This window comes from Nonomuraea sp. NPDC051941 (assembly GCF_044593615.1).
The window spans coordinates 1-23067 of sequence record NZ_JBIUCF010000006.1 but is presented as its reverse complement, the minus strand read 5'-3'; the positions used below and the strand labels follow the sequence as shown (position 1 = coordinate 23067).

The window sequence follows — 23067 nt, the reverse complement described above, 5'->3', positions numbered from 1 at the left end:
CATGGACCCGGAGCTGATCAACGACTGCGTGCACTGCGGGTTCTGCCTCCCCACGTGCCCGACGTACGTGCTGTGGGGCGAGGAGATGGACTCGCCGCGCGGACGCATCCACCTGATGAAGCAGCACGTCGAGGGCACCCCGGTCACCCCGGAGATGGCCGGGCACTTCGACGCCTGCCTGGGGTGCATGGCGTGCGTCACGGCCTGCCCGTCCGGGGTCCGGTACGACCGCCTGATCGAGCAGACCAGGGCCGAGGTGGAGCGCACGCACGTGCGGGACCCGCAGGAGCGGGCCGTGCGCGGGATCGTGTTCAGCCTGTTCCCCTATCCACGCAGGCTGCGGCTGCTGCGGCCGGGGATGTGGCTGGCCGAGCGCATGGCGCCGTTCCTCGCCAGGGCCAATCCGAGCCTCGGCGCCATGGCCGCGCTCGCGCCGCGCGTCGAGCACCGGCAGCGGATGCCGCGCGTCGTCAGGGCCAGGGGCGAGCGCCGGGCCGTGGTGGGCATGCTCACCGGATGCGTGCAGGGCGAGTTCTTCCCCCAGGTGAACGCGGCCACCGCCCGGGTGCTCTCCCTGGAGGGCTGCGACGTGGTCATCCCGCGCGGTCAGGGCTGCTGCGGGGCGCTCAGCGTGCACTCCGGGCGCGAGGACCAGGCCAGGCGGCTGGCGCGCCGCACGGTCAGGACGTTCGAGAGGGCCGGGGTGGACACCGTCGTGGTGAACGCGGCCGGCTGCGGCTCGTCGATGAAGGAGTACGGCGAGCTGCTCGGGCGCGAGCCGGGATTCAGGGTGGTCGATCTGTCGGAGTACCTCGCCGAGCTGGGGCCCGTGGCCAAGCGGCACCCGCTGCCGCTCACCGTCGCCTACCACGACGCCTGCCACCTGGCCCACGCCCAGGGCGTGCGCGCCCAGCCGCGCGAGCTGCTGAGCGGCATCCCCGACCTGGTGGTCCGCGAGATCCCCGAGTCGGCCATCTGCTGCGGGTCGGCGGGCACGTACAACATCTTCCAGCCGGACGCCGCCCGCGACCTCGGCGACAGGAAGGCCGGCGCGGTCGCCACGACCGGCGCCGAGCTGCTGGTCTCGGCCAACCCCGGCTGCACGATGCAGATCGCCGCGGCCATGCGGCGCGCCGGCTCGGACATCAGGGTGGCCCACACGGCCGAGGTGCTCGACGCGTCGCTGCGCGGGGTCGCCCTATGAGTGTTCAGTCGGTGGAGCGGGCGCTGGACGTGCTGGAGGCGCTGGCCGAGCACGGAGGTGAGGCGGGCCTGTCGGAGATCGCCGCCAGGACCGGCCTGCCGTACGGGACCATCCACCGGCTGCTGCGCACCCTGCTCGCCCGCGGCTACGTGCGCCAGGAATCCGACAAGAGGTACGCCCTGGGCGGCGGCCTCGTGCGGCTGGGCGGCATCGCCGAGAGCATGGTGGGCGTATGGGCGCAGCCGTACCTGACCAAGATGGTCGAGCTGTCCGGCGAGACCGCCAACCTGGCCGTGCTCGAAGGCGACTTCGTCGTCTACGTGGCGCAGGTGCCCTCGCCGCGCAGGCTGCGGATGTTCGCCGAGGTGGGCCGGCGGGTGCTGCCGCACAGCACGGCCGTGGGCAAGGCGCTGCTGGCCGGGCGGCCCGCGGCCGAGGCGGTGGCCGTCTTCGAGCGCACCGGCATGCCCCGCCGCACCCCCAACACGATCACTGACCTGACGGCCATGCTGGTCGAGCTCGAGCTCGTCCGGGCGCAGGGTTACGCCATGGACCTGGGCGAGGAGGAGCTCGGCGTGCACTGCCTGGCCGTGCCCGTGTGGGACGGCGAGCGGGTGGTGGCCGCGATGTCGGTCTCCGGGCCCGCCGAGCGGATCGACGCGATCGACCGCGACGACCTGGCCGAGGGCATGCGCAAGATCGCGCTCGACTTCGGCAACGAGCTCGGCCCGGCGGTCGACGCACGCTGAACGAAGTTACGGTAAGGGCATGTGTAGAAGCATCAAAACCCTGCGCCCCCCGTTCACCGAGAGCGTCACCGAGGAGGACGTGCGGGCGGCGGCGTTGCAGTACGTCAGGAAGATCTCCGGCTTCCGCGCGCCCGCCGCGCACAACGCCGAGGCGTTCGAGCGGGCGGTGGAGACGATCACCAAGGCGTCGGAGGAGTTGCTCGGAGCTCTCCAAGTTCGCGGATCGCGTTGACAGGCACCCGCGGTCGGTGAAGTGTTCCCTCGTGTAGGCCCCGAGCGAGGGAGCGCCCATGATCAGCGGGCTGTACCAGGGACAGGACGGCGACTCGCAGCTGGCGCTCCGGGTCGACGTCGACGGGACCAGGCCCACCGGGCGGGTGAGCGGCGACCTGTTCACCGTGGCGGGCGCGACGACCTCCTACGCGGGCTCGTTCGTGGTCAACGCGCCCACCGTGCAGGAGTCCCGGATCCAGGGGCGCGGGGTCTTCACGTTCGACACTCCGGCGAAGGACGTGAGCGTCACGATCGCCGACGGGTCGGGCACGGCCGAGGTCGCGGGGCGCACGTACCAGGTGGCCTTCGCGTCTCCGTACTTCCGCAGCGTGCTGCTGGAGCAGGACTCCGTGATCGGGACCGTGCCGTTCGTGTCGTACCGGACCAGCACGCTGCCGGGGCCGGGCGGCTCGCCGGCCAGGGAGCTGAGCGTGCCGGCGGCGTACGCGGAGGCGGGCATCGAGCTGACCCTCGCCCGGCCGGGGGTGATCCCGGTGGACGGGTCGGGCGCGGACCTGGCGTGGGACGACGCCGAGCTGCATCACGCGATGACGCAGCAGTTCAGCGGGTTCGGCGACGCGCCGGCCTGGCGCGTGTGGCTGCTGGTGGCCAGCAAGCACGTGGGCGGCTACCGGGGGATCATGTTCGACTACAACGACGCGCACCAGCGGCAGGGGTCCGCGGTGTTCTACGACGTGATCAAGGGGGCCACGCCGCAGGCGCAGCGGGCGCAGCTGCGTACGTACGTGCACGAGCTCGGGCACGCCTTCAACCTGCTGCACTCCTGGCAGAAGAACCTCGGCACCCCGCCCCAGCCGCTGGGCCCCGACGGCGGCTTCGGCGATCTGTCGTGGATGAACTACGTGCAGAACTACCGCCCGGGCGGCGAGCCAGGCTACTGGGCCGCCTTCCCGTTCCACTTCACGGACCCGGAGCTGATCCACCTGCGCCACGGCTTCTACCGCGACGTGGCCATGGGCGCGAACGCGTTCGGCACCGGCGCCGCCGAGATCGCGCCGTTCGAGCAGCCCGTCGAGGACCGCTCCGGGCTGCGGCTGGAGCTGCGCGCCAAGGAGTCGTTCGAGCTGGGCGAGCCCGTCGTGGTCGAGTTCAAGCTGTCCTGCGCCGGCGAGCCCCGTGTCACGCACGGCCATCTGCACCCCGACACCGAGTTCACCCAGGTGTCGATCACGCAGCCGGGCGGCAGGACCGTGCTGTACCGGCCGATGATGCGGCACTGCGTGGACGCCTCGCCGGAGATCCGGCTGGACGAGGGCAACCCGGCCATGTACCGCAGCGCGTACATCGGGCACGGCCGCGACGGGCACTACTTCCAGCAGCCCGGCGAGTACCACGTGCGCGCCCAGTACATCGCCGCGGACGGCTCCCGCATCGTCTCCCCCGCGTGCCTGGTCAGGGTGCGCTTCCCGGTCAGCCGCGACGACCACCAGGTGGCCGAGCTGATGCTGGGCGAGGAGCAGGGGCAGCTGTTCTCGCTGCTCGGCTCCGACTCGCCCGCGCTACGCTCGGGCAACGAGGCCCTGGACGAGGTCATCGACCGGTACGGCGCCCACCCGCTGGCCGTCTACGCCCGCATGGTCAAGGGGCTGAACGCCGAGCGCGAGTTCAAGGCGGTGACGGCGGGCAAGCGGCTGCGCGTCCGGCCGCCGGATCCCAAGCAGGGCATCGAGCACCTCAGCCAGGTCGCCCGTGACGCGAGCATCGACAACATCACCCTGAACCTGGTGATGCGCCGCCTGGCCAGGGCCGAGGCGCGGCAGGGGGACCTGGACCGGGCGAACGCGGTGATGGACCAGATGGTCGCCACGTTCCAGGCCAAGGGGGTGAACCCCGTCGTCCTGGGGCAGATCCAGCGCCAGGCGGAGCTGACGAAGACAGCTCTGAGCGCGGAGGCCTAGATCATTCGAGCAGGCGGTGCTGGGCGGCGAGGAAGCCCGCGTGGAAGCGGGTCCTGGCGTCCAGGCGCTCGCACAGCATCTGGACCCGGCGCTGCACCGTACGCGGGCTGAGCCCCAGTTGCCGGGCGATGGCGTCGTCCTTCATCCCGGCCGCCAGCAGCGCCAGCACCTCCGTGTCGGGGGTGCGCGGCCACACCTCGGGCTCCAGGCCGTCCGCGGCGGTCAGGCGGAGCGGCACGGCGGCCCGCCACAGCGTCTCGAACAGCCCCACCAGCGCGTCCAGCAGCGCGGACGGGTGCACCACGAGCGCGCTCTCCACGGCCTGGTCCTCGTCGGAGACCAGGGGCAGGATGGCCGTGCGGGCGTCGGCGATGGCCAGCTTGACCGGCACCTGCCCGAGCCTGGCCTGCTCGCCGTCGGCGATGGCCCGCCGCGTGTGGGCCAGCATGCCGGGGTGCTCGAACGCCTGCGGACCGTAGATGCCGCGGATCGGCGCCCCCTGACGGGCCGCCCGCCTGCGGTTCTCCCGGTCGTCGCTGACATCCACCGCGTACGGCGGATGCACCAGCACGAGCATCTCCCGCGTGGCGTTGCGCTCCAGCTGGAGATAGCGCCGGGCCACGGCGTCGCGCCCGCTCACCACCTCCAGCACCTCCTCCGGGTGCGGCCCGTTGCGCTCGGCGACCTCGGTGGCCAGCAGCGCGGCGGCGGCCCTGCTGTGCGCGATCTCCTCCTGGCGGCGCGCGACGAGGATGTCGATGGCGACGTTCGGCGGAGTGGCGATCAGCCGCAGCGGCCGGCCGGCCACCCGGGAGATGAGGCCTAGGTCCTCCAGCCTGGGCAGCATGCGGCGGATGGCCGCGGCGGACGAGCCGGTCTCGGCCGCGAGCTGGCTCAGCGTCGCCGGTCCGTGCCTGAGCAGCGCGCGGTAGGCGGTCTCCTCGGCGACGGTGACGCCGAGTCCCTCCAGCAAGCGCCGCTGCGCCATGTCCCCTCTTTCCGACATGCCATGATCCACGTTCAGATTAAGGCAGCCTTGCCCGGAGGTGCACAGGGCCCTATCCACGGCAAAACGGTGAAGTGGCACCCTGGACGCGTGATAGGGCCTTTTATGGGCACTTGACCTAGACTTTACGAAGGTTCGGCGAAGTCTGGGGAGTGGGCGTGGGGCGGCGGGTTCGGGCGTTCATGGCCGGTGCGGCCACGGTGGCGGTGCTGGCGGGCTGTGGCGGGCTGCAGGGGCAGTCCTCGGCCGGCACCGACAAGGCGGGCAAGTCCGACTCGGTGTCCGTCTCGGACGCCCGCAAGAAGCTCGCCAAGTTAACCGTCAAGGGCCGCGCTCCGAAGACGGGGTTCGACCGGGACAAGTTCGGCCCGGCGTGGTCGGACGTCGACCACAACGGTTGCGACACCCGTAACGACATACTCAAGCGGGACCTGGTGGACGAGAAGTTCAAGGCCGGGACCCACGACTGCATCGTGCTGAGCGGCACGCTGCACGACCCGTACAGCGGCAAGACGATCAACTTCAAGCGCGGCCAGGACACCAGCACCGCCGTCCAGATCGACCATGTGATCCCGCTGTCGGACGCCTGGCAGAAGGGCGCGCAGCAGTGGGCGGCGGACAAGCGCAAGGAGTTCGCCAACGACCCGCTGAACCTCATGGCCGTCGACGGCCCGCTCAACGGCCAGAAGAGCGACTCCGACGCCGCCACCTGGCTGCCGCCGGTCAAGTCGTACCGGTGCACCTACATCGCCCGCCAGATCGACGTGAAGACGAAGTACGCCGTCTGGGTGACCTCGGCGGAGAAGGACGCCATGGAGAGCATCCTGTCGAGCTGTTGAAGATCTATACGAACAGTCACGCGGTCCGTAAGATCCGACGGCATGCATGCGACAAAACGGATCAAAGTGATGATGGCCGCGGCTTTCACGGTGCTCGCCTCCACCGCCCTGCCTGTCCCGGCGCACGCCACGACGAACCTCGTGGTCCTCGACTGGAACGTCGCGGGCGACACCGCCGACATGAAGGCCATCGCCACAGTGATCCGCGGCAGCGGCGCCAACATCGTGACCGTGCAGGAGATCCATCGCAAGCCGGAGGCCGACCAGGTCAAGCAGTTAGCCGACGAGCTCGGCTGGGACATCACGGCCAACGCCCACTTCGGCGCGGGCGACAACCCCGGCCCCTGCGACGATCCGCAGCCCGGCAAGGCGGGCAACGCGATCCTGTCCTCGTTCAAGATCCTCGAGCGCGTGACGATCCCGATCAGCGACTTCGAGACCTGCCCGGTCAACCGCTCCATGGCCGGAGCCAAGCTCGACCTCGGCGGCGGCTCGACGATCACGGTGTTCACCACCCACCTGTCCCCCGGCCTGTCGGCCACCTCGGTGGCCCGCCGCGAGGCCCAGGCGGACAAGGTGCGTAATTACCTCGCCAACCGGTCCCCGCTGATCCTCACCGGCGACTTCAACGCGCCGCCGACGGACGCGCTGTCGAAGAAGTTCGTGAGCGCGGGCTGGGTGGACACCGGCGCCAGGTACGCCAACCAGCCGACCCACGGGGACGCGCGCATCGACTACATCTACACCAAGGGCGTCACCACCACGAGCGGCTCCGTCCTGTCGAGCACCCTGTCCGACCACCGTCCGGTCGTCATGAAAATGACCCGCTGACGGCCGGAAGGCCCACCGCCGCGTGCGGTGGGCCGGTGGCCGTTGGGGGATGCGGTCAGTCGTCGTCGTGGCCGTGGTCGTCGTCCCTGTCCGTCTGGTGCTTGATGACCTTGCCGGTGGCCGCGTCCACGTCCAGTTCGTGCCGTTCCGTGCCCTTGGTCAGCTCGACCTCCCACGCGTCGGGCCGCGTACCCCTGCGCTGGTAGTCGATCTCGCTGACCCAGGCCCCGGCCACCTCCTTGTGCGCGATCTCCATGGCCTGCTCGGCCGTGACCTTGGGCGCGGCGGCCGTGGACGTGGTGGCGGCGAAGGCGACGCCCCCGCCCGCGACCAGCGTGACGATCCCGGCACCGACGACGATGAACTTCTTCGTGATCTGCATGACTCCACGAAATCGCGATCGCCGATAATCGCGCGCTAAGCACCGGTTAAGACCATCTCCACCCGCGCGCCGCCCCCTTCTGGCGTGGAGACGGCCAGGTGGCCGCCCGAGGACTCGGCGGTACGGCGGGCGATGTCGAGGCCGAGGCCGGTCGAACCGCCCCCGCTGTTGCCCCGTTCCAGCAGCTCCGGGTCGAAGCCCGGCCCCGAGTCCTCAACCGCCAGCACGGCCCCCGACGGGTGCGGCGTGAGCCGTACCGCCATGGAGGCCCCTTCCGGGGTGTGCGCGAAGACATTGCCGAGCAGGGCGTCCACGCAGGCCGCGAGCTCCTCGGCGCTCACCGCGACGGGCAGCGGCCCGTCGGGCAGCGAGATCGACACCTCGCGGCACTGGTCCTCCGCCAGCACCGACCAGAACCGCACCCGCTCCCCCACGACCGCCGCCGCGTCGCACGACGCGCGCCCGGCCGAGCGGCGCCGCGCGTCCGTGATGACGGCGCTCACCGCCCGTTCCAGGGCGTCCACGCGGGCCTGCACCCGTGCCGCCTCCTCCGGGTCCCGCAAGGACTCGGCGTCCAGCCTGAGGCCGGTCAAAGGGGTACGCAACCGGTGCGACAGGTCGGCCACCGACTCCCGCTCCGCCACCAGCAGCTCGTCGATCCGCCCCGCCAGATGGTTGAGCGCCAGCGCCACCGAACGCACCTCAGGCGGCCCGCCCGGCTCCGCCCGAGCCGTCAGGTCGCCCCCGGCCAGCCGGTGCGAGACCCGGGCCAGCCCGGCCACCGGCCGCGTGACGGCCAGCGCCAGCCGGTCCGCCAGCACGATCCCCAGCACCACCAGGACGATCCCCAGCACGAGCAGCCCGAGCCACGCCTCGCGCACGCCCTTCGTCAGCTCCGCGTCCGGCACGAACACCCTGATCACCGCCGTCCCCCCGGACGACTGCGCGGAGACCAGCACCTCCCTGCCGCCGGAGGTCACGGCGGTGACGCTGCGCCCGGTCGCGGCCAGGCGCACCGCGTCGGTACGGGCCGCCGCCACGCCCACCGTGCGCCCGTCCGGCAGGAACACCGTCACCGGACGCGGCACCTGCGCCATCGCCAGCTCCAGGTCGGGCGTGCCCACCGCGACCGCCACGGACTCCGCTGCGGCGGTCGCCCTGCCCATCGCGCCGTTCTCGGCCACGGCCCGGATGAGCAGCGCCATCGGCACCAGCAACGCGATCAGCACGAGGGACGTCGTGGCCGCCACCAGCAACGCCAGCCACCGCCTCACGCCCGCCCCCTCCACGTCCCTACGGCCGCCGTCATCTGTGTCATGACGGCTCGACCAGCTTGACGCCGACCCCGCGCACGGTGTGCAGGTAGCGGGGCTCCGCGGCCGTCTCGCCCAGCTTCCTGCGCAGCCACGACAGGTGCACGTCCACGGTCTTGTCCGCGCCCCCGTACGGCAGCTGCCACACCTCCGTCAGCAGCTCCCGCTTGGTCACCACCTCGCCGGGCCGCGCGGCCAGATAGTGCAGCACGTCGAACTCGCGCGGCGTCAGATCCAGCGCCGTCCCGTCGAGCGTGGCCGTACGCGCCCGCGGGTCCACCCGCAACGCCCCCACCGCCAGCGCCGGCTCCGGCGCCGACCCCCCGGCCCTCCGCAGGACGGCCCGGACCCGCGCGTCGAGCTGGGCCGCGCTGTACGGCTTGACCACATAGTCGTCGGCCCCCGCGTCCAGGACCGGCACCATCTCGGCGTCCCCGTCGCGCGCGGTCGCCACGATGACCGGCACCCTGCTGACCGCCCGCAACATCCGCAGCAGCTCCACCCCGTCCAGATCCGGCAGGCCCAGGTCGAGCACGATCAGGTCGGGACGGTCCTGCACGGCCAGCCGCAGCCCGTCCAGCGCCGTCGGGGACGAGGAGACGGCGTGACCGAGCTCGCGCAGGCCGCGGCTGAGCGCCGTACGGATCGCCACGTCGTCCTCGATGAGCAGGATGTCAGCCATATACAAGAACGTAAACGGTCGATGACGATGCCCCGAGCAGCCTTAGCACCGCCTTAACCTGGCGTTAGCCGTACATGGGGGATGGTTGTCGACCATGAAGAGACTCGTGCTGGCCTGGGCCGCCACCGCCGTCGCCGCGACCGGCGCGGCCGTGGCGGTGCTCACCCTGCTCGGCACCGGCCTCACCGGCGACTCCGGCCACGTGCTCAGCCCGGCCGAGGTCCGCGCCGCCCTGAACACCGCCACCCAGCGCGCCACCGGCACCCTGGCCGGCGACGCCACCCCGACGGCGGGGACGCCGCAGCAGACGGCCCAGGGCAAGCTGATCCGCACCGCGGGCGGCACCGTGATCGCCTCGTGCGAGGGCGACCTGGTCACGCTGCGCTCGTGGAGCCCGGCCCAGAACTACTCGGTGGACCAGGTCGAGCCGGGGCCCGCCCGCAAGGCCAAGGTGGAGTTCGAGCCGGAGGAGGGGGCGGAGGTCGAGCTCAAGATCGAGTGCTCGGCCGGCCGGCCGGTGACCAGCTTCGGCTCGTAGCCGCCTGCGTCAGGTGAGCAGGACTCCGCCGTCCACCGGAAGCGTCACCCCGGTGATGTACGAGGCCGCGTCGCCGGCCAGGAAGACCGCCGCGGCCACCAGCTCCGCCGGATCGCCCGGCCGCTTCATCACCACCCTGGACTCGACGACCGCCTCCACGTAGCCAGGCTTGAACTGCTCGGTCATCTCCGAGTGGAAGAACCCCGGCTCCAGGCAGTTGACCCGGATGCCGCGCCGGCCGGTCCACTGCTGCGCGAGGTCCCGGGTGAGGCCGATGATCGCCGCCTTCGAGGCGCTGTAGGCGGCCTGGGGCAGGCCGGCCGTGGTCTCGCCGAGGATGCTGCCGATGTTCACGATCGACGAGCCGGGCCGCATCACGCGTGCGCATGCCTGGGCCATCCAGTAGGTGCCGAGCAGGTTGACGTCGATGACCTGCCGGAACTCCTCGGGCGTCTCCCGCAGCGCGGGCACGGCGGTGCCGATGCCGGCGTTGTTGATCAGCACGTCCACGGCGCCCATGGCATCGACGGCGGCGGCCACCAGCGCGTCGCAGTCCTCCGGGCGCGCCACGTCCGTCTGCACGGCCAGGCACCGGCGGCCGGTCTCCTCGACCAGCCGCTGCGTCTCCTCCAGGCGGTCGGCACGCCGGGCCCCGATCACGACGTCGGCGCCGGCCTCCGCGAGACCGCGGGCGAACGCGACACCCAGCCCCGAGGAGGCGCCGGTGACGATGGCCACCTTGCCGTCGAGCGCGAACCGCTCCAGCACGTCACATCCCGCCTTCCCGCTCAGCTACACGCGCCGCTTCCCGGGGAAGGGCACCACGCGCGGGTGATGCCCTTCCGGGGCCCGGGACGCAGCCGTCAGAGGCCGTATTCCTTGACGATCCGCTCGTGCCGCTCGACCTCGACGTCGATCTCGCGGGCCAGGTCGAGCCAGGCCAGCGGGTGCACCCACCGCTCCGTGGCGTCGTCGAGCAGCGCGTCGACCTCGGAGGCCGACACGTTCGGCGGGACCGCGACCCAGCCGAACACCCCGGGCAGCGCCTCGCCCGAGCTCGGGTGGGTGATGGTGTAGTTCTCGTCGCTGTAGACCCACATGGGCCAGCCGCGCTCGGCCATGACCTCGGTGAACTCCGCCCAGTCCTCCTCGCTCGGCGCGGCGCCGTCGAAGAAGTAGCTGGTGTAGCCGCCGGGCCGCAGGATGCGCACCGCGGCGAACGGCGGCACGAAGTTCTGCTGCTCCTGCGGGTCGTCGGGCACCGGCTCCAGCAGCTGCGGGTCGAAGACGACCAGGTCGCCGGCGTTGTAGTCCATGCCGCGCGGCTGCGGCAGGGCGAGCCGGGCCGTGGCGGGGCCGGTGCGGATGGACAGCACCTGGCGCTGGCCGCCGTCGGGCGCGGGGAGGATGAGCCGGATGAGGCCCATCTCCTCCTCGATCGGGCCCTCCTTGGACTTGATCGGCATGCCGATCTTGGCCGCGCCCTTGCGTACGGTGTCCCAGTCCTCCGCCGAGGTGGCCATGACGATCATGCGCCAGACGTCCTCGTCGGCGAGCTCGTCGATCACCTCCAGCAGCACCTCCGCGGCCCTGGAGTTGGCGTCGAGCTGCTGGGCGGCGCCGGACAGCAGGCGGCGGGCCTCGATCCCGGCGCCGGCCGCGACGGCGTGCTCGGCGGCCTCGACCGTCTCCTCCCAGCGCTCGCGGGCGCTGTGCAGCCGGGCCAGCGTGAGGTGCTGGGCGGCGTGCGGCAGCATCGCGGCCATCTGCTCCAGCCGCTCGTCCTGGCGGGCCTCGACGAGCAGCGTGGTCAGGTAGGCCACGTCGTCGGAGTCGGCGCCGGCGATGTCGCCGGTGTCGACCAGCATCTTCCAGTAGATGTCGGCGCCGGTGGCCGGGTAGCCGAGGAAGCCGAGCGTGGTGGTGTGGCGGCGGGTGGCCTCCAGGTCCTCCCCGGACAGCGGCGCCAGCCAGCCGACCCACCGCTCGGGGTCGGCGTTGAAGCCGTCGGCGGCGTCGAAGAGGCCGACGCGCTCGTCGAGCGGGCCCGGGGCCTCGGGCTCGGAGGTGGCGTCGGCGGCGGCCCGCAGAGCGGCGACCCGGTCGGCGACACCCTCGGTCTCGCGCAGCTCGGCGGCGGCGGACTCGGTCAGGTCGGCCAGCAGCCTGGCCTGCCACACGCCCTGCCTGGCGATGGCCAGGTCGCCGGCGACCAGCGCGAGCTCGACGCGGGCGCGGTAGCCGCCCATCATGCCGAAGTAGTCGATCCACTGGCGCAGCACGCGGCCGAGCTGCCAGGTGTTGGTGATCTGGGACGAGCCGGCCAGCTTGCTGACCGCCTGCGACCACTCCACGAACACGCGCGGGTGCTCGCCGACCACGTCGAGGTCGGGCAGCGCGTCCACGGCCTCGGCGGTGCGGCCGAGCGTGGCGAGGATCAGGGCCCGGCGCACGCCGTCGCGGTGCTCCTTGGCCACCGGGTCGTCGGCCTGGAACTCGGCCGCGGCCTGCAGCGCGTTGAGGGCGTCCTCGGCGCGGCCCGCGGCGAGCAGCGCGCGGGCGCTCTCGGCGCCGAGCTCCCAGCTCGCCTCGCGGCCCGCGACCCGCAGCCGCTCGACGGCGGACTCGGCGTAGGTCACGGCCTCGCCCGCCTTGCCGGCGTCGATGAGCGCGGCGACGTATTCGGTGACCAGGCCCGTGAAGGCGGGCTTCTCCGGGCTCATGCCCTCGATGTGCGCCCCCAGCGCCTCCAGGCGCTCGCTCGCGTAGCCGGGGCCGTCGGTGTTGGCCCAGGCGATGGCGAGGGCCTCGACGGCCGCCGGGGCGGCCGGGCACTCACGTACGTCTTCGCGCTGGGCGAACGCCAGCAGCTGCTGCGCGTCGTCCACGGCGACCGCGCCCTGCGCCCGGTCGCCGATGCGGCCGATCAGATGCCAGTAGCGGGCGTAGAACTCGAGCCAGGGCAGCTCAAGGGCCTCGGCCTGCTGCGCGATGGCCGGGGCCATGACGTCGAGCTGCGGATATCGGCCCTCGTAGGCCTGTGCGGGGAGGTCTCCCAGCGCCATGGCGAGGCCAACGTTGCCCGCCTCGGAAAGCTGCTGCTGGGTTTCGCCGACCCAGGCCCAGATGTCCACGTCCATGGGGAGCCAGTCTGCCAGGTCAACGAGCGTCCCCAAAACGCAGAAGGCCGATCAGCTCGTCCGTTTCGCTGCTGTCAAGGACCGAAAATGCCGATGCCATCAGGTCGTCCGTCGTCTCCTCCACCGCGGCGCGGCGCGCCACGACCCCCGGGCCCGGCGTGGCGTACGGCTCCGGCCACTGGAAGAACTTGGCGATCATCTCTCCCGTGGTGGTCCCGAACGGGGTCGCGTCGTGGCCGCTCGCGAGCGTGGCCTCCAGCGGGTGCAGGCCGGCCGCGATCACGGCGTTGGCGTGCAGTCCGCCGCGCAGCTCGCGTACGACGTGCATGAGCTGTACGGCCCGCGCGGGCGGGTCGTCGGGCAGCGGCACGGCCCGCCAGCCCGCGAACAGCGGGACGCCCGCGCACGGGGCGGCATCGACGACCGGCTGGAGCAGCTCCGCGAGCCGCGCGCAGCCCTCGTAGCCGCCCAGCTTGCGCCGCCCCCAGGCCCCGCAGACCTCGGCGTACAGCTCGACGGCCTGGTCGACGGGGAGCTTGCGGCCGCCGTTCCAGCTCTCCTCGACGTGGTCGGGCGGGAAGAAAACGACGACCGAATTGACGACGTCGGCGTCGCATTCGCCGAGCACGCCGCAGCGCCCCCGGAAGTAGAACTCGCGGGCGCCGAGGCCGTACTCCTCGCAGACGGCCTTGGCCTCTCTGGAGATCATGAACCCGCCGCCGTACTGGCCGATCGCCGCTTTGACCTGCCTCGCGGTGGTGCGTGGGTCAGCCATGGTCCACCTCTCAGTTCGCGAAGTGGACCCAGCATCCCTCAAGAGAACATTATTCTGCAAGCATCAGCTCGCCCCTGGCCACGATGACCGCGGGGCCGGAAAGGTAGCTCGTCTCCTCGTCCAGGACGACGGTCAGCGTGCCGCCGGGCACCTCGATCGTCCAGGTGCCGGTGGTCTCGCCCGACAGGGCCGCGGCGGCGACCGCCGTGGCCACCGTGCCGGTGCCGCAGGAGCGGGTCTCGCCGCAGCCGCGCTCGTGGACGCGCATGACCGCGCGGCTGACGCCGACGGGGTTGAACAGCTCGATGTTGACCCCGGTGGGGAAGACGCCGGGGTCGAAGCCCGGCTGGTAGTGGAGGTCGAGCTGGACGACGGGGTCGCCGATGGCGCAGGCCAGGTGGGGGTTGCCCATGTCGACGTGGAGCCCCGTGTATTCCTGGCCGCCGACGGTGGCCCAGCTCTCGCCGCGCACGACGGGCTTGCCCATGTCGACGGTGATGTCGCCGTTGGGCTCGACGCGGACCCTGCGTACGCCGCCCCTGGTGGCCAGCATGAACTCGCCGGGCTTCTCCAGACCCTCGTCGAGCAGGTAGCGGGCGAACACGCGCACGCCGTTGCCGCACATCTCGGCCACGCTGCCGTCGGCGTTGCGGTAGTCCATGAACCACTCGGCCACGGCGGCGTGCTCGGCCACCTCAGGGCTCTCCTTGGTGCGCGTCACCACCAGCACGCCGTCAGCCCCTATGCCGGCTCTCCTGTCGCAGATCTTGGCGACGAGCGAGGCGGTCACGCCTGCCTCTCCGCCAGGGTCGGGAAGGATGACGAAGTCGTTCTCGGTGCCGTGCCCCTTAAGAAACCGCATCTTGCAAGCTTATGCGAACGGGTTTGCGGAGATCAGCGCCAGGGACCTCTCAAGCAGATCAGGCGCGTCGTACGGCAGCCAGCGCACCCGGGGATCGCGGCGGAACCACGACTCCTGGCGGCGGGCGAAGCGCCTGGTGGTCCTGACGGTCTCCTCGATCGCCTGCTCCTCGCTCCACTCCCCCTCCAGGAAGCGGATGACCTGGGCGTATCCGAGGGCACGGCTCGCCGTCCGGCCCTCGGCCAGGCCCTGCCCGAGCAGCCCCCGCACCTCCTCGACCAGGCCCGCCCGCCACATGCGCTCGACCCTGAGCGCGATCCGCTCGTCCAGCTCCGGCCTGGGCACCTCGAGGCCGATCTGCACGCTCGGGTATACGGCGTCGTAGCCGGGCATGGTGGCCGAGAACGGGCGGCCGGAGTGCTCGATCACCTCCAGTGCGCGGACGATGCGGCGGCCGTTGCTCGGCAGGATCGCCGCCGCGGCCACCGGGTCGAGGTCGCGCAGGCGCTCGTAGAGCGGGGCGGGGCCGCGCTCGGCCAGCTCGCCCTCCAGCCTGGCCCTGATCTCCGGGTCGGTGCCGGGGAACTCCAGCTCGTCGATGGCCGCCCGCACGTACAGGCCGCTGCCGCCGACCAGCACGGGCACCGCGACGGAGTCGATGACCTCCCTGGCCAGCTTCTGGTATTCGGCCACGCTGGCCGTGACCGTGACGTCCCAGACGTCCAGCAGGTGGTGCGGGACGCCGCGCTGCTCGGCGGGGGTGAGCTTGGCCGTGCCGATGTCCATGCCGCGGTAGAGCTGCATGGAGTCGGCGTTGACGCACTCGCCTCCGAGGCGGAGCGCGATGTCCACGGCGAGGTCGGACTTTCCGGCCGCCGTGGGGCCCACGACGGCGATGACTGGCTGCTGACGCACGAGAACAAGTTTGCTAGAGATCGAGGAGTGTCGGCTGCAGGTACCCCTCGTGGGTGAGCAGCCGGCGCTTGGTCTCCACGCCCTCGCCGCCGCTGAACCCGCCCAGGCCGTTGCCCGCGATCACGCGGTGGCAGGGCACGATGATGGGGATGGGGTTGGAGCCCATGATCGAGCCGATGCCGCGGGCGGGCACGCTGGAGCCGCTGCGCGTGGCCAGTTCGCCGTACGTGACGGCGGTGCCGTACGGGACCCTGTGCAGCGTCTGGAGCACCCGCAGCCGCGAGCCGGACATCAGCCGCCAGTCCACCGGCGTCTCGAAGGTCTTCAGCTCACCGGCGAAATAAGCATTCAGCTCGGAGACCACGAAGGCCGTACGATCCGAATCATGGACTTCAGCCAGGGCGAGCCGCTCGTCCAGCCGCGGCCGGGACCTCCAGCCCGACGCGACGAGCCCGACCTCGGTGACGGCCAGCACGAACGGCCCGACCGGCGTCGGCACTTCGGCGAAGGCGACTGTGGTCATCATGTCCTCACGTGAGTTGGTGGTGCTGGGCACTTCCAGCGCGGTTCCTACCCGACACCGTAACCACAACGGTTACCTTCTGCGCTGGGATGGACAAGGCTTCCTTTTCGACCCAGGCGAGGGCACGCAGCGGCAGATGCTGCACGCCGGGGTGAGCGCGAACGACGTGCACTGGATCTGCGTCACGCACTTCCACGGCGACCACTGCCTGGGCGTGCCCGGGGTCGTGCAGCGCATCGCGCGTGACAGGGTCAGGCATCCGGTGCGCGCCGTCTTCCCCGGCTCCGGCACCGAATACTGGCGCAGGCTCCGCCACGCCGCCGCCTTCGCCGACACCTCGGTGATCTCCGAGCACCCGCTCTCCGGCGACCTGGCCACCGTCGGCGCGCTGACCGCGCGCCGCCTGTCCCACCCGGTCGAGTCGTACGGCTACCGCGTCCAGGAGCCGGCCGGCCGCACGATGCTGCCCGACCGGCTGGCCGCGTACGGCATCCGCGGCCCGGAGGTCGGCGAGCTCCAGCGCACCGGCTCCGTGCGCGGGGTCACGCTCGACCAGTGCAGCGTGCCCAGGCCGGGGCAGAGCGCGGCGTTCGTCATGGACACGCGGCTCTGCGACACCGTGTTCGAGCTGGCCTCGGGCGTGGACCTGCTGGTGATCGAGTGCACATTCCTGTCGTCGGAGAGCGCGCTGGCCAAGGAGTACGGGCATCTGACGGCGTTCGAGGCGGGGCTGGTGGCGGCGGACGCGGGGGTGCGGCGGCTGGTGTTGACGCACTTCTCCGAGCGCTACGGGTTCGCCGACGAGCCCGCCTTCGTGGCGGAGGTGCGCCGGCACTTCGACGGGGAGGTCGTGCTCGCCCGCGACCTGATGAAGATCCCGGTGCCGAAGCGTCAGGTCCACAGGCCGGCGACGTAGCCGACGCCGTACGGGGCCGTCTCCATGAGCAGGCGGCCCTCGTACCTCTGCGTGCCGGCCGCGCCGGCCAGCACCTGGAGGGCGGCCCGCCCACCGACCCACAGCCGGTCCGCCTGCGCGGGGTCGAGGGCGGCGAGGGCGCCGGGGTCGGCCTGGGCGACGGCGTTCGCGATCAGGTGGTTGTACGGGCCCGCGGCCTCGTCGTACTTGCCGGGAGCCCTCGGGCTGAGGCAGGCGGAGCCATCGGCCATGACCAGCAACGCCACCTTTTGCGCGATTTTTCCTAGTATTTCGCCCAACAGGAGGCATTCGGCGCTCGGCGCGTCGAGCGCGACGGACCGGAAGCCGTCCGGGGCACGGTCGCCCAGCAGCCAGCGGCCCACGGTCAGGGACAGCGGGAGCACGGGGTCCGCGCCGCCGGCCGTGACGTCGATCCCCCACGGGCGGAGGGTGCCCGCCGCCTGCCCTCCGTAAGCGGCCGCGGTGTCCGCGCCGCCCACCACGATCAGCGCGTCGGGACGGGCGTCGTGGAGCGCGGCGATCGCCGTGTGACAGGCCGAGCGGAGCTCGTCGAGCTGGAGGGTGATCAGCGGAGTGGGCGGGCAGACGGCCGCGGCGACAAGCACGGGGCAAGCGTACGCGGCAGCCCGCTCAGTACGGACTGCGACCTGCCCTGACCTTCGCGAACAGACCCTGGGCGTAGACGTGCACAGCTTGGTGCAGCCCGCTGCCGAAGCTGATCCGGGCCACGCCGAGCTCGGCCAGCCGGGCCGGCTCCGCGGCGCCGGGCCGGACGTAGACGTTCACCGGCCCGCCCAGCTCGCTCACCAGTGCCCGGATCTCGTCCTCGTCGGCCAGCCCGATCGGGTAGACGCAGTCGGCCCCCGCCGCCAGATACCGCCGCCCGCGCTCCAGCGCCGCCTCGCGCGTCTTCGGGCCGAGCAGGTAGGTGTCGACCCTCGCGTTGATCACCAGCGCCTGACCCGCCGCGGCGCGGACCTCGGCCAGGAAGTCGGCCTGCTCGCCGGGATCGATCAGCCCGCCGGCGCCGGAGTCCTCCAGGTTGCAGCCCACGGCTCCGGTGGCGAGCAGGCGTTCGACCAGCTCGGCGGGCTTGAGCCCGTAGCCGCGCTCGATGTCGGCGGTGACGGGCGCGTCCACGACCCTGGCGATGCGGGCGACGGCCGCCATCATCTCGCCGACCGGCGTCCGCTCGCCGTCCTCGTACCCCAGGACCCGGGCGACGGCGGCGCTGCTGGTGGCCACGGCGGGGAACCCGGCCTCCCGCACGGCCAGGGCGGAGGCGGCGTCCCAGACGTTCGGCAGGATCACGGGGTCTCCCGGCACGTGCAGCGCGCGCAGGGCGGAGGCTCTGTCAGTCGTCATGGTGCGACTCTACGGACCGAGGCGGCTCCCGCCGTAGGTCCAATGCCACCGATAACCGCCGAGCCACTTGACCAGGCCGGATCAGCACCCGCTCTTGGAGCACTGGCCGCTGAGCTCGCCCGCCGGACCGTCGGCGGGGTTGTCGCCGTCGGACGGCTGCGCCGACTTGGTGGGGCCCGGCTTGGCGGGGGACGTCGTGGCGGGCCGCTTGCCGCCCGTGGAGGAGTCCGTGCCGCGGTCGCTGCCGGTGGGCTCGTCGCCCGTGCCCAGGTCGGGGGCGGCGTCGCCCACGCTGCCGTCGTCGGGGGCGTCGGCCGCCGGGTCGCCCTCGGGGGCGTCGGTGGTGACGTCGCCCATGGTGGCGTCGTCGTCGCCACCGAGGTCGTCGTTCCCCGCGGTGCTCTGGGCGGGCGCGGGACGGGCGCCGCCCGGCTGGACGGTGCCGGCGGGGTTCGCGGCCAGCATGTAGCCGACGCCGCCCGCCGCGAGCACGGCAACGAGCGCCGAAGCGGCGATGGCGATGGTCTTCTTCGTGCGCTTCGGGGGTTTGTCCGCCGAGCGGGTGTCCCCGGGCCCGGACAGGATCTCGTGACGATCCGGCTCGATCGGATCTCGCATGGTGGTACAGCTCCCTGCGGTCGTATCGGCGAAAGCTAACCGGCTTCCGCGGGTGATGGACCACACTAGCCGCAACGGATGAATGCTCGCACACCAATCACAAAGGAATCACGACATGTCCCCCCGTGGATCCGTTTACCCAGGTCGCCGTGCCCACCTCGCACCGGTCGCCGGTGTCGCCGGGGTGCTCGCGACCGCGATCGCGGGCATATTCCTGGCATTTACCAACTCCGCCGAACCGCCCGCGCAAAGCCCACCCGAATTCGATCAGAAAAGCGCGCTTACCCCAAGATCGAATTCTCCTTCCGCGACAGCGAGCCCGGATCAATCGCATGGATCGTTCCAGGAGCTCTCATGGGTCCAGGTCGTTCCCTCACCCGGTGCGCCGGTCACGGCGGATCCCCTGGCCTCGCTCTACGCCGTCCCGTCCCTCGACCCGGGCCCGCTGGCCTCGGTCTACGGCGACCCGCCGCCCCCTCCGGCGCCCGTCCCGGACCGGCTCGCCCCCACGACCCGGCCTCCCGCCTCGGTCGCCACGACGCCACCGCCCGCGAGAACGGCCCCGAAGCGCTCGGCGCCACCCCGGAACGAGGTGGCCGTGCCGCCACCGGCGAGCTCACCCACGCCCCAGGCACCGCCCGAGGTGCGCTCCGCCCCGGAGCCGGACCGGCGCGCGGACCCGCCGCCGGCGATCTCGGGAGGGGCCGATCCCTGCGCCACGTTCCACGACTTCCGCCGCGAGCCCTGCTACGCCTACCTCAACCGCCTCGCCCACTGACCGGGCCCAGGGCGGCGTTCAGTGCGCCGAGCAGGCTCCGGAAGGGGCGGCGGGGGCAGGGGCCGGGCGGCCGATGGTGGGCATGCCCAGCAGAACCCCCGGCGCGGGCTTCGCGCCGACCTGGCGGGCCTCCCAGGCGTCGCCGGCCCTCGTGCGCCGGACCGTCGCCGCCGGACCGTCGGCCACCAGGTGGTGCGGGGCCGCGTACGTGACCTCGACCGTGACCATGTCACCGGGCCGCGGCGTCTCGGCGCCGACCGCGAAGTGGACCAGGCGGTTGTCGGCGGCGCGGCCCGACAGGCGGCGGGTGGCGTCGTCCTTGCGACCCTCGCCCTCGGCGACCAGCACCTCCAGCGTGCGCCCCACCTGCTTCTTGTTCTCCTCCCAGGAGATCTCCTCCTGCAGGGCCACGAGCCGCTCGTAGCGCTCCTGCACGACCTCCTTGGGCACCTGGTCGGGCATGGTGGCCGCCGGGGTGCCGGGGCGGATGGAGTACTGGAAGGTGAAGGCGTTGGCGAAGCGGCTCTCGCGGACCACGTCGAGCGTGCCCTGGAAGTCCTCTTCGGTCTCCCCCGGGAAGCCGACGATGATGTCGGTCGAGATGGCCGCGTCGGGCATGGCCGCGCGCACCCGCTCGATGATGCCGAGGTAGCGCTCCGCCCGGTAGGAGCGGCGCATCGCGCGCAGGAGGCGCGAGGAGCCCGACTGCAGGGGCATGTGGAGCTGGTGCATGACATTGGGCGTCTCGGCCATGGCGGCGATGACGTCGTCGGTGAAGGCCGCCGGGTGGGGCGAGGTGAAGCGCACGCGCTCCAGGCCGTCGATGGTGCCGCACGAGCGCAGGAGCTTGCCGAAGGCCAGGCGGTCGCCGAACTCGACGCCGTAGGTGTTGACGTTCTGGCCCAGCAGCGTGACCTCGAGCACACCCTGGTCGACCAGCGTCTGGACCTCGGCGAGGATGTCGCCGGGGCGGCGGTCCTTCTCCTTGCCGCGCAGCGACGGCACGATGCAGAAGGTGCACGTGTTGTTGCAGCCGACCGAGATGGACACCCAGGCGGCGTAGGCGGACTCGCGCTTGGTGGGCAGCGTGGAGGGGAAGACCTCCAGCGACTCCTTCAGCTCGACCTGCGCCTCGCCCTCGATGCGGGCCCGCTCCAGCAGCACCGGCAGCGAGCCGATGTTGTGGGTGCCGAAGACCACGTCGACCCACGGCGCCTTGCGGACGATCTCGCCCTGGTCCTTCTGCGCCAGGCAGCCGCCCACCGCGATCTGCATGCGCGGGTTGCTCACCTTGGCGGGCCGGAGATGGCCGAGGTTGCCGTAGAGGCGGTTGTCGGCATTCTCCCGCACGGCGCACGTGTTGAACACGACGACGTCGGCGGTCTCGCCCTCGGTGGCGGGCACGTAGCCGGCGTCCTCCAGCAGACCGGACAGCCGCTCGGAGTCGTGCACGTTCATCTGGCACCCGTATGTGCGCACTTCGTATGTGCGGGCGCCCTCCTGGGTCACAGTCATGGCACGTTCAAGGGTAGTCGCTGTCCGGCTCCGCATAGTCCCGGCTGGGCTAAAAGGCCAGCTTGGTGGCATGATGTGATCGGATCGGTACCGCTTGGTTAGTAACCAGCGCTCTGGAACACTCTACGGTTTGACCCATGACGGAGAACGGTAACGACGCTCCACTCGTACGGTTGGAGAACGTCAACAAACACTTTGGGGCGTTGCACGTCCTGAAGGACATAAACCTGACCGTCTCCCGCGGCGAGGTGCTGGTCGTTATCGGTCCCTCGGGCGGCGGCAAGTCCACGCTCTGCCGCACGATCAACCGTCTGGAGACGATCAGCGAGGGGCAGATCATCTTTGACGGCCAGGTGCTCCCCCAGGAGGGCAAGGGGCTGGCGAAGCTGCGCTCCGAAGTCGGCATGGTCTTCCAGTCGTTCAACCTGTTCGCTCACAAGACCATCCGTGACAACGTCACGCTCGGCCCCCTCAAGGTGCGCGGCGTCTCGAAGGACGCGGCCAACAAGCGGGCGATGGAACTGCTCGAGCGCGTGGGCATCGCGGCGCAGGCGGACAAGTATCCGGCCCAGCTCTCCGGCGGGCAGCAGCAGCGTGTCGCCATCGCCAGGGCGCTGGCCATGGAGCCGAAGATGATCCTGTTCGACGAGCCGACCTCCGCTCTGGACCCCGAGATGGTGCAGGAGGTGCTCGATGTCATGATCGGGCTGGCTCGCGACGGGATGACCATGATGGTCGTCACCCACGAGATGGGCTTCGCCCGGAGGGCCGCCAATAGGGTGGTTTTCATGGCCGACGGCCAGATCGTGGAGGAGAACACCCCCGACGAGTTCTTCACCAACGCGCAGACCGACCGGGCGCGTGACTTTCTTTCCAAGATCCTCACGCACTGATCATTGAGGCAGGTATACATGCACATGCGTCATATGGGAGCAGTGCTCTCAATTGCGGCACTCGCCGCCGGTCTGACCGCTTGCGGCGGCGGGAGCAAGACTTACGCCAGCGTGGTGGACAAGGTCAAGGACGGCGGCACGATCGTCGTCGGCACCAAGTGGGACCAGCCGAGCCTGGGCCTGAAGGCGGCCAACGGGCCCGAGGGCTTCGACGTCGACGTGGCCAAGGCCGTGCTGAAGCAGATCAACGGTGGCAAGGACCCGCAGATCAACTGGAAGGAGTCGGCCTCGTCCAACCGCGAGCCGTTCCTCCAGAACGGCACGGTCGACATCATCTTCGCCACGTACTCCATCACCGAGGAGCGCAAGGGCAAGGTCACCTTCGGCGGCCCCTACGTCGTCGCCCACCAGGACGTGATGGTCCGCAAGGACGACACCGCGATCAACGCGCCGCAGGACCTCAAGGGCAAGAAGATCTGCAAGGCGGCCGGCTCCAACTCGTACAAGCGGATCACCGACCCGCCCCCGGACGGCAAGCTCGACATCGACGCCACCACCGTCGACGCGGCCAACTACTCCGAGTGCGTGCAGAAGCTGACCGGCAGCAACCTCGACGCCGTCACCACCGACGACCTGATCCTGGCGGGCTTCGCCAAGCAGGCCGGCGGCAACTTCAAGGTGCTCGGCCAGGGCTTCACGGACGAGAAGTACGGCGTCGGCCTGAAGAAGGGCGACACCAAGACGTGTGAGGCCGTCAACACCGCCGTGAAGGCGCTCTGGGACAACGGCACCATGAAGCAGCTGCTGGAGAAGTGGTTCGGCGGCATTCAGGGCCTGAAGTTGTCGGAGGCGGCACCGCCCGCCGAGGGTTGCAGCTGATCATGCCAGAGGCGGGGGGGGGGGGCCCCCCCCCCCCCCCCCCACGACCGCGTGCACGAAGCACCAGCAGATATATTAAAAGACCCCCCCCCCCACCGGCTGAAGAGAGTCAAAAAACAAAAAAAAACATA

General features: G+C 71.4%; 25 protein-coding genes. 10 read left to right on the top strand and 15 right to left on the bottom strand.

From position 1 onward, the window contains the following. The first annotated feature begins 1 nt into the window (after position 1). Genes ACIHFD_RS12980 through ACIHFD_RS12965 form a run of 4 tightly spaced genes read left to right on the top strand, consistent with a single transcriptional unit; the run spans position 2 to position 4145 of the window. Positions 2-1204 carry a (Fe-S)-binding protein gene (locus ACIHFD_RS12980; RefSeq protein WP_397366990.1) on the top strand — a complete coding sequence of 401 codons (1203 nt, stop codon included), beginning with the start codon at positions 2-4 and terminating at the stop codon, positions 1202-1204. Next, positions 1201-1953 (top strand): IclR family transcriptional regulator, encoded by a 753-nt coding sequence (locus ACIHFD_RS12975; protein WP_397366989.1) that lies wholly within the window; start codon positions 1201-1203, stop codon positions 1951-1953. The genes ACIHFD_RS12980 and ACIHFD_RS12975 overlap by 4 nt, the downstream gene beginning before the upstream one ends. A 19-nt stretch (positions 1954-1972) precedes the next feature. Continuing rightward, positions 1973-2185, top strand: a complete 213-nt coding sequence (locus tag ACIHFD_RS12970) for a DUF2277 domain-containing protein (protein ID WP_350724864.1) — start codon at positions 1973-1975, stop codon at positions 2183-2185. Between the two features lie 58 nt (positions 2186-2243). Further along, a complete protein-coding gene (locus ACIHFD_RS12965) occupies positions 2244-4145 on the top strand; it encodes a hypothetical protein (protein WP_397366988.1) in 1902 nt (633 codons plus the stop codon). Position 4146: 1 nt separating this feature from the next. On the opposite strand, the gene ACIHFD_RS12960 is transcribed toward ACIHFD_RS12965, so the two are convergent. Further along, positions 4147-5133 (bottom strand): helix-turn-helix domain-containing protein, encoded by a 987-nt coding sequence (locus ACIHFD_RS12960; protein WP_350724860.1) that lies wholly within the window; start codon positions 5131-5133, stop codon positions 4147-4149. A gap of 176 nt (positions 5134-5309) precedes the next feature. On the opposite strand from ACIHFD_RS12960, the gene ACIHFD_RS12955 reads away from it, so the two are divergent. Both ACIHFD_RS12955 and ACIHFD_RS12950 read left to right on the top strand, forming a co-directional pair. Beyond that, on the top strand, positions 5310-5990 hold the full coding sequence (locus ACIHFD_RS12955; RefSeq protein WP_397366986.1) for an HNH endonuclease family protein: 681 nt from the start codon (positions 5310-5312) through the stop codon (positions 5988-5990). 42 nt (positions 5991-6032) lie between these two features. After that, on the top strand, positions 6033-6821 hold the full coding sequence (locus ACIHFD_RS12950; RefSeq protein WP_397366985.1) for an endonuclease/exonuclease/phosphatase family protein: 789 nt from the start codon (positions 6033-6035) through the stop codon (positions 6819-6821). A gap of 55 nt (positions 6822-6876) precedes the next feature. Here the strand turns inward: ACIHFD_RS12950 and ACIHFD_RS12945 are convergent, their stop codons facing one another. Genes ACIHFD_RS12945 through ACIHFD_RS12935 form a run of 3 tightly spaced genes read right to left on the bottom strand, consistent with a single transcriptional unit; the run spans position 6877 to position 9198 of the window. Continuing rightward, the gene (locus tag ACIHFD_RS12945) at positions 6877-7203 is read right to left on the bottom strand and encodes a PepSY domain-containing protein (protein ID WP_397366984.1); all 327 of its coding nucleotides are present in this window, start codon (positions 7201-7203) and stop codon (positions 6877-6879) included. 35 nt (positions 7204-7238) lie between these two features. Beyond that, complete coding sequence (locus tag ACIHFD_RS12940; RefSeq protein WP_397366983.1) at positions 7239-8477, bottom strand: ATP-binding protein; 1239 nt, start codon at positions 8475-8477, stop codon at positions 7239-7241. 40 nt (positions 8478-8517) lie between these two features. Then, positions 8518-9198: a response regulator transcription factor gene (locus tag ACIHFD_RS12935; protein ID WP_397366982.1), complete on the bottom strand. Its 681-nt coding sequence runs from the start codon at positions 9196-9198 to the stop codon at positions 8518-8520. A gap of 94 nt (positions 9199-9292) precedes the next feature. Between ACIHFD_RS12935 and ACIHFD_RS12930 the strand changes: the two genes are divergently transcribed. After that, on the top strand, positions 9293-9736 hold the full coding sequence (locus tag ACIHFD_RS12930) for a hypothetical protein (RefSeq protein WP_397366981.1): 444 nt from the start codon (positions 9293-9295) through the stop codon (positions 9734-9736). Between the two features lie 9 nt (positions 9737-9745). Here the strand turns inward: ACIHFD_RS12930 and ACIHFD_RS12925 are convergent, their stop codons facing one another. The 6 genes from ACIHFD_RS12925 to ACIHFD_RS12900 form a co-directional block, all read right to left on the bottom strand. Next, complete coding sequence (locus ACIHFD_RS12925; RefSeq protein ID WP_363967538.1) at positions 9746-10504, bottom strand: glucose 1-dehydrogenase; 759 nt, start codon at positions 10502-10504, stop codon at positions 9746-9748. A 95-nt stretch (positions 10505-10599) separates the two neighbouring features. After that, on the bottom strand, positions 10600-12876 hold the full coding sequence (locus ACIHFD_RS12920) for a tetratricopeptide repeat protein (RefSeq protein ID WP_397366979.1): 2277 nt from the start codon (positions 12874-12876) through the stop codon (positions 10600-10602). Positions 12877-12895: 19 nt separating this feature from the next. After that, entirely contained in the window at positions 12896-13651 is a 756-nt protein-coding gene (locus ACIHFD_RS12915) for a hypothetical protein (RefSeq protein ID WP_397366978.1), read from the bottom strand. Between the two features lie 49 nt (positions 13652-13700). Further along, positions 13701-14513, bottom strand: a complete 813-nt coding sequence (dapF, locus tag ACIHFD_RS12910) for a diaminopimelate epimerase (RefSeq protein WP_397366977.1) — start codon at positions 14511-14513, stop codon at positions 13701-13703. 9 nt (positions 14514-14522) lie between these two features. Continuing rightward, complete coding sequence (miaA, locus tag ACIHFD_RS12905) at positions 14523-15428, bottom strand: tRNA (adenosine(37)-N6)-dimethylallyltransferase MiaA (RefSeq protein ID WP_397366976.1); 906 nt, start codon at positions 15426-15428, stop codon at positions 14523-14525. A 13-nt stretch (positions 15429-15441) separates the two neighbouring features. Further along, a complete protein-coding gene (locus tag ACIHFD_RS12900) occupies positions 15442-15954 on the bottom strand; it encodes a methylated-DNA--[protein]-cysteine S-methyltransferase (protein WP_397366975.1) in 513 nt (170 codons plus the stop codon). Here ACIHFD_RS12900 and ACIHFD_RS12895 point away from each other — a divergent pair. After that, positions 15953-16867, top strand: coding sequence for a ribonuclease Z (locus tag ACIHFD_RS12895; RefSeq protein ID WP_355201731.1), 915 nt, complete (start codon positions 15953-15955; stop codon positions 16865-16867). The genes ACIHFD_RS12900 and ACIHFD_RS12895 overlap by 2 nt on opposite strands. On the opposite strand, the gene ACIHFD_RS12890 is transcribed toward ACIHFD_RS12895, so the two are convergent. From ACIHFD_RS12890 to miaB, 5 genes are all read right to left on the bottom strand, one after another. After that, on the bottom strand, positions 16843-17493 hold the full coding sequence (locus ACIHFD_RS12890) for a hypothetical protein (protein WP_397366974.1): 651 nt from the start codon (positions 17491-17493) through the stop codon (positions 16843-16845). The two genes, ACIHFD_RS12895 and ACIHFD_RS12890, sit on opposite strands and share 25 nt — an antisense overlap. Positions 17494-17518: 25 nt before the next feature. Further along, positions 17519-18253 carry an isocitrate lyase/phosphoenolpyruvate mutase family protein gene (locus ACIHFD_RS12885; protein WP_355201727.1) on the bottom strand — a complete coding sequence of 245 codons (735 nt, stop codon included), beginning with the start codon at positions 18251-18253 and terminating at the stop codon, positions 17519-17521. 81 nt (positions 18254-18334) lie between these two features. Beyond that, positions 18335-18871 (bottom strand): hypothetical protein, encoded by a 537-nt coding sequence (locus ACIHFD_RS12880; RefSeq protein WP_397366973.1) that lies wholly within the window; start codon positions 18869-18871, stop codon positions 18335-18337. Positions 18872-19327: 456 nt separating this feature from the next. Next, the gene (locus ACIHFD_RS12875) at positions 19328-19591 is read right to left on the bottom strand and encodes a hypothetical protein (RefSeq protein WP_397366971.1); all 264 of its coding nucleotides are present in this window, start codon (positions 19589-19591) and stop codon (positions 19328-19330) included. A gap of 76 nt (positions 19592-19667) precedes the next feature. Further along, positions 19668-21164 carry a tRNA (N6-isopentenyl adenosine(37)-C2)-methylthiotransferase MiaB gene (gene miaB, locus ACIHFD_RS12870; protein WP_397366970.1) on the bottom strand — a complete coding sequence of 499 codons (1497 nt, stop codon included), beginning with the start codon at positions 21162-21164 and terminating at the stop codon, positions 19668-19670. Between the two features lie 137 nt (positions 21165-21301). Between miaB and ACIHFD_RS12865 the strand changes: the two genes are divergently transcribed. Both ACIHFD_RS12865 and ACIHFD_RS12860 read left to right on the top strand, forming a co-directional pair. Continuing rightward, complete coding sequence (locus tag ACIHFD_RS12865) at positions 21302-22057, top strand: amino acid ABC transporter ATP-binding protein (RefSeq protein ID WP_192791054.1); 756 nt, start codon at positions 21302-21304, stop codon at positions 22055-22057. Positions 22058-22090: 33 nt separating this feature from the next. Then, positions 22091-22936, top strand: a complete 846-nt coding sequence (locus tag ACIHFD_RS12860) for a glutamate ABC transporter substrate-binding protein (protein WP_363967561.1) — start codon at positions 22091-22093, stop codon at positions 22934-22936. The last annotated feature ends 131 nt before the right edge of the window (positions 22937-23067 follow it).

What these genes read in the sequence shown, in the direction of transcription:
- ACIHFD_RS12980 (WP_397366990.1), top strand. Translation starts at nt 2, where the DNA reads ATGGACCCGGAGCTGATCAACGACTGCGTGCACTGCGGGTTCTGCCTC.
- ACIHFD_RS12975 (WP_397366989.1), top strand. Translation starts at nt 1,201, where the DNA reads ATGAGTGTTCAGTCGGTGGAGCGGGCGCTGGACGTGCTGGAGGCGCTG.
- ACIHFD_RS12970 (WP_350724864.1), top strand. Translation starts at nt 1,973, where the DNA reads ATGTGTAGAAGCATCAAAACCCTGCGCCCCCCGTTCACCGAGAGCGTC.
- ACIHFD_RS12965 (WP_397366988.1), top strand. Translation starts at nt 2,244, where the DNA reads ATGATCAGCGGGCTGTACCAGGGACAGGACGGCGACTCGCAGCTGGCG.
- ACIHFD_RS12960 (WP_350724860.1), bottom strand. Translation starts at nt 5,133, where the DNA reads ATGGCGCAGCGGCGCTTGCTGGAGGGACTCGGCGTCACCGTCGCCGAG.
- ACIHFD_RS12950 (WP_397366985.1), top strand. Translation starts at nt 6,033, where the DNA reads ATGCATGCGACAAAACGGATCAAAGTGATGATGGCCGCGGCTTTCACG.
- ACIHFD_RS12945 (WP_397366984.1), bottom strand. Translation starts at nt 7,203, where the DNA reads ATGCAGATCACGAAGAAGTTCATCGTCGTCGGTGCCGGGATCGTCACG.
- ACIHFD_RS12935 (WP_397366982.1), bottom strand. Translation starts at nt 9,198, where the DNA reads ATGGCTGACATCCTGCTCATCGAGGACGACGTGGCGATCCGTACGGCG.
- ACIHFD_RS12930 (WP_397366981.1), top strand. Translation starts at nt 9,293, where the DNA reads ATGAAGAGACTCGTGCTGGCCTGGGCCGCCACCGCCGTCGCCGCGACC.
- ACIHFD_RS12920 (WP_397366979.1), bottom strand. Translation starts at nt 12,876, where the DNA reads ATGGACGTGGACATCTGGGCCTGGGTCGGCGAAACCCAGCAGCAGCTT.
- ACIHFD_RS12915 (WP_397366978.1), bottom strand. Translation starts at nt 13,651, where the DNA reads ATGGCTGACCCACGCACCACCGCGAGGCAGGTCAAAGCGGCGATCGGC.
- dapF (WP_397366977.1), bottom strand. Translation starts at nt 14,513, where the DNA reads ATGCGGTTTCTTAAGGGGCACGGCACCGAGAACGACTTCGTCATCCTT.
- ACIHFD_RS12895 (WP_355201731.1), top strand. Translation starts at nt 15,953, where the DNA reads ATGTCCTCACGTGAGTTGGTGGTGCTGGGCACTTCCAGCGCGGTTCCT.
- ACIHFD_RS12900 (WP_397366975.1), bottom strand. Translation starts at nt 15,954, where the DNA reads ATGATGACCACAGTCGCCTTCGCCGAAGTGCCGACGCCGGTCGGGCCG.
- ACIHFD_RS12885 (WP_355201727.1), bottom strand. Translation starts at nt 18,253, where the DNA reads ATGACGACTGACAGAGCCTCCGCCCTGCGCGCGCTGCACGTGCCGGGA.
- ACIHFD_RS12880 (WP_397366973.1), bottom strand. Translation starts at nt 18,871, where the DNA reads ATGCGAGATCCGATCGAGCCGGATCGTCACGAGATCCTGTCCGGGCCC.
- miaB (WP_397366970.1), bottom strand. Translation starts at nt 21,164, where the DNA reads ATGACTGTGACCCAGGAGGGCGCCCGCACATACGAAGTGCGCACATAC.
- ACIHFD_RS12865 (WP_192791054.1), top strand. Translation starts at nt 21,302, where the DNA reads ATGACGGAGAACGGTAACGACGCTCCACTCGTACGGTTGGAGAACGTC.
- ACIHFD_RS12860 (WP_363967561.1), top strand. Translation starts at nt 22,091, where the DNA reads ATGGGAGCAGTGCTCTCAATTGCGGCACTCGCCGCCGGTCTGACCGCT.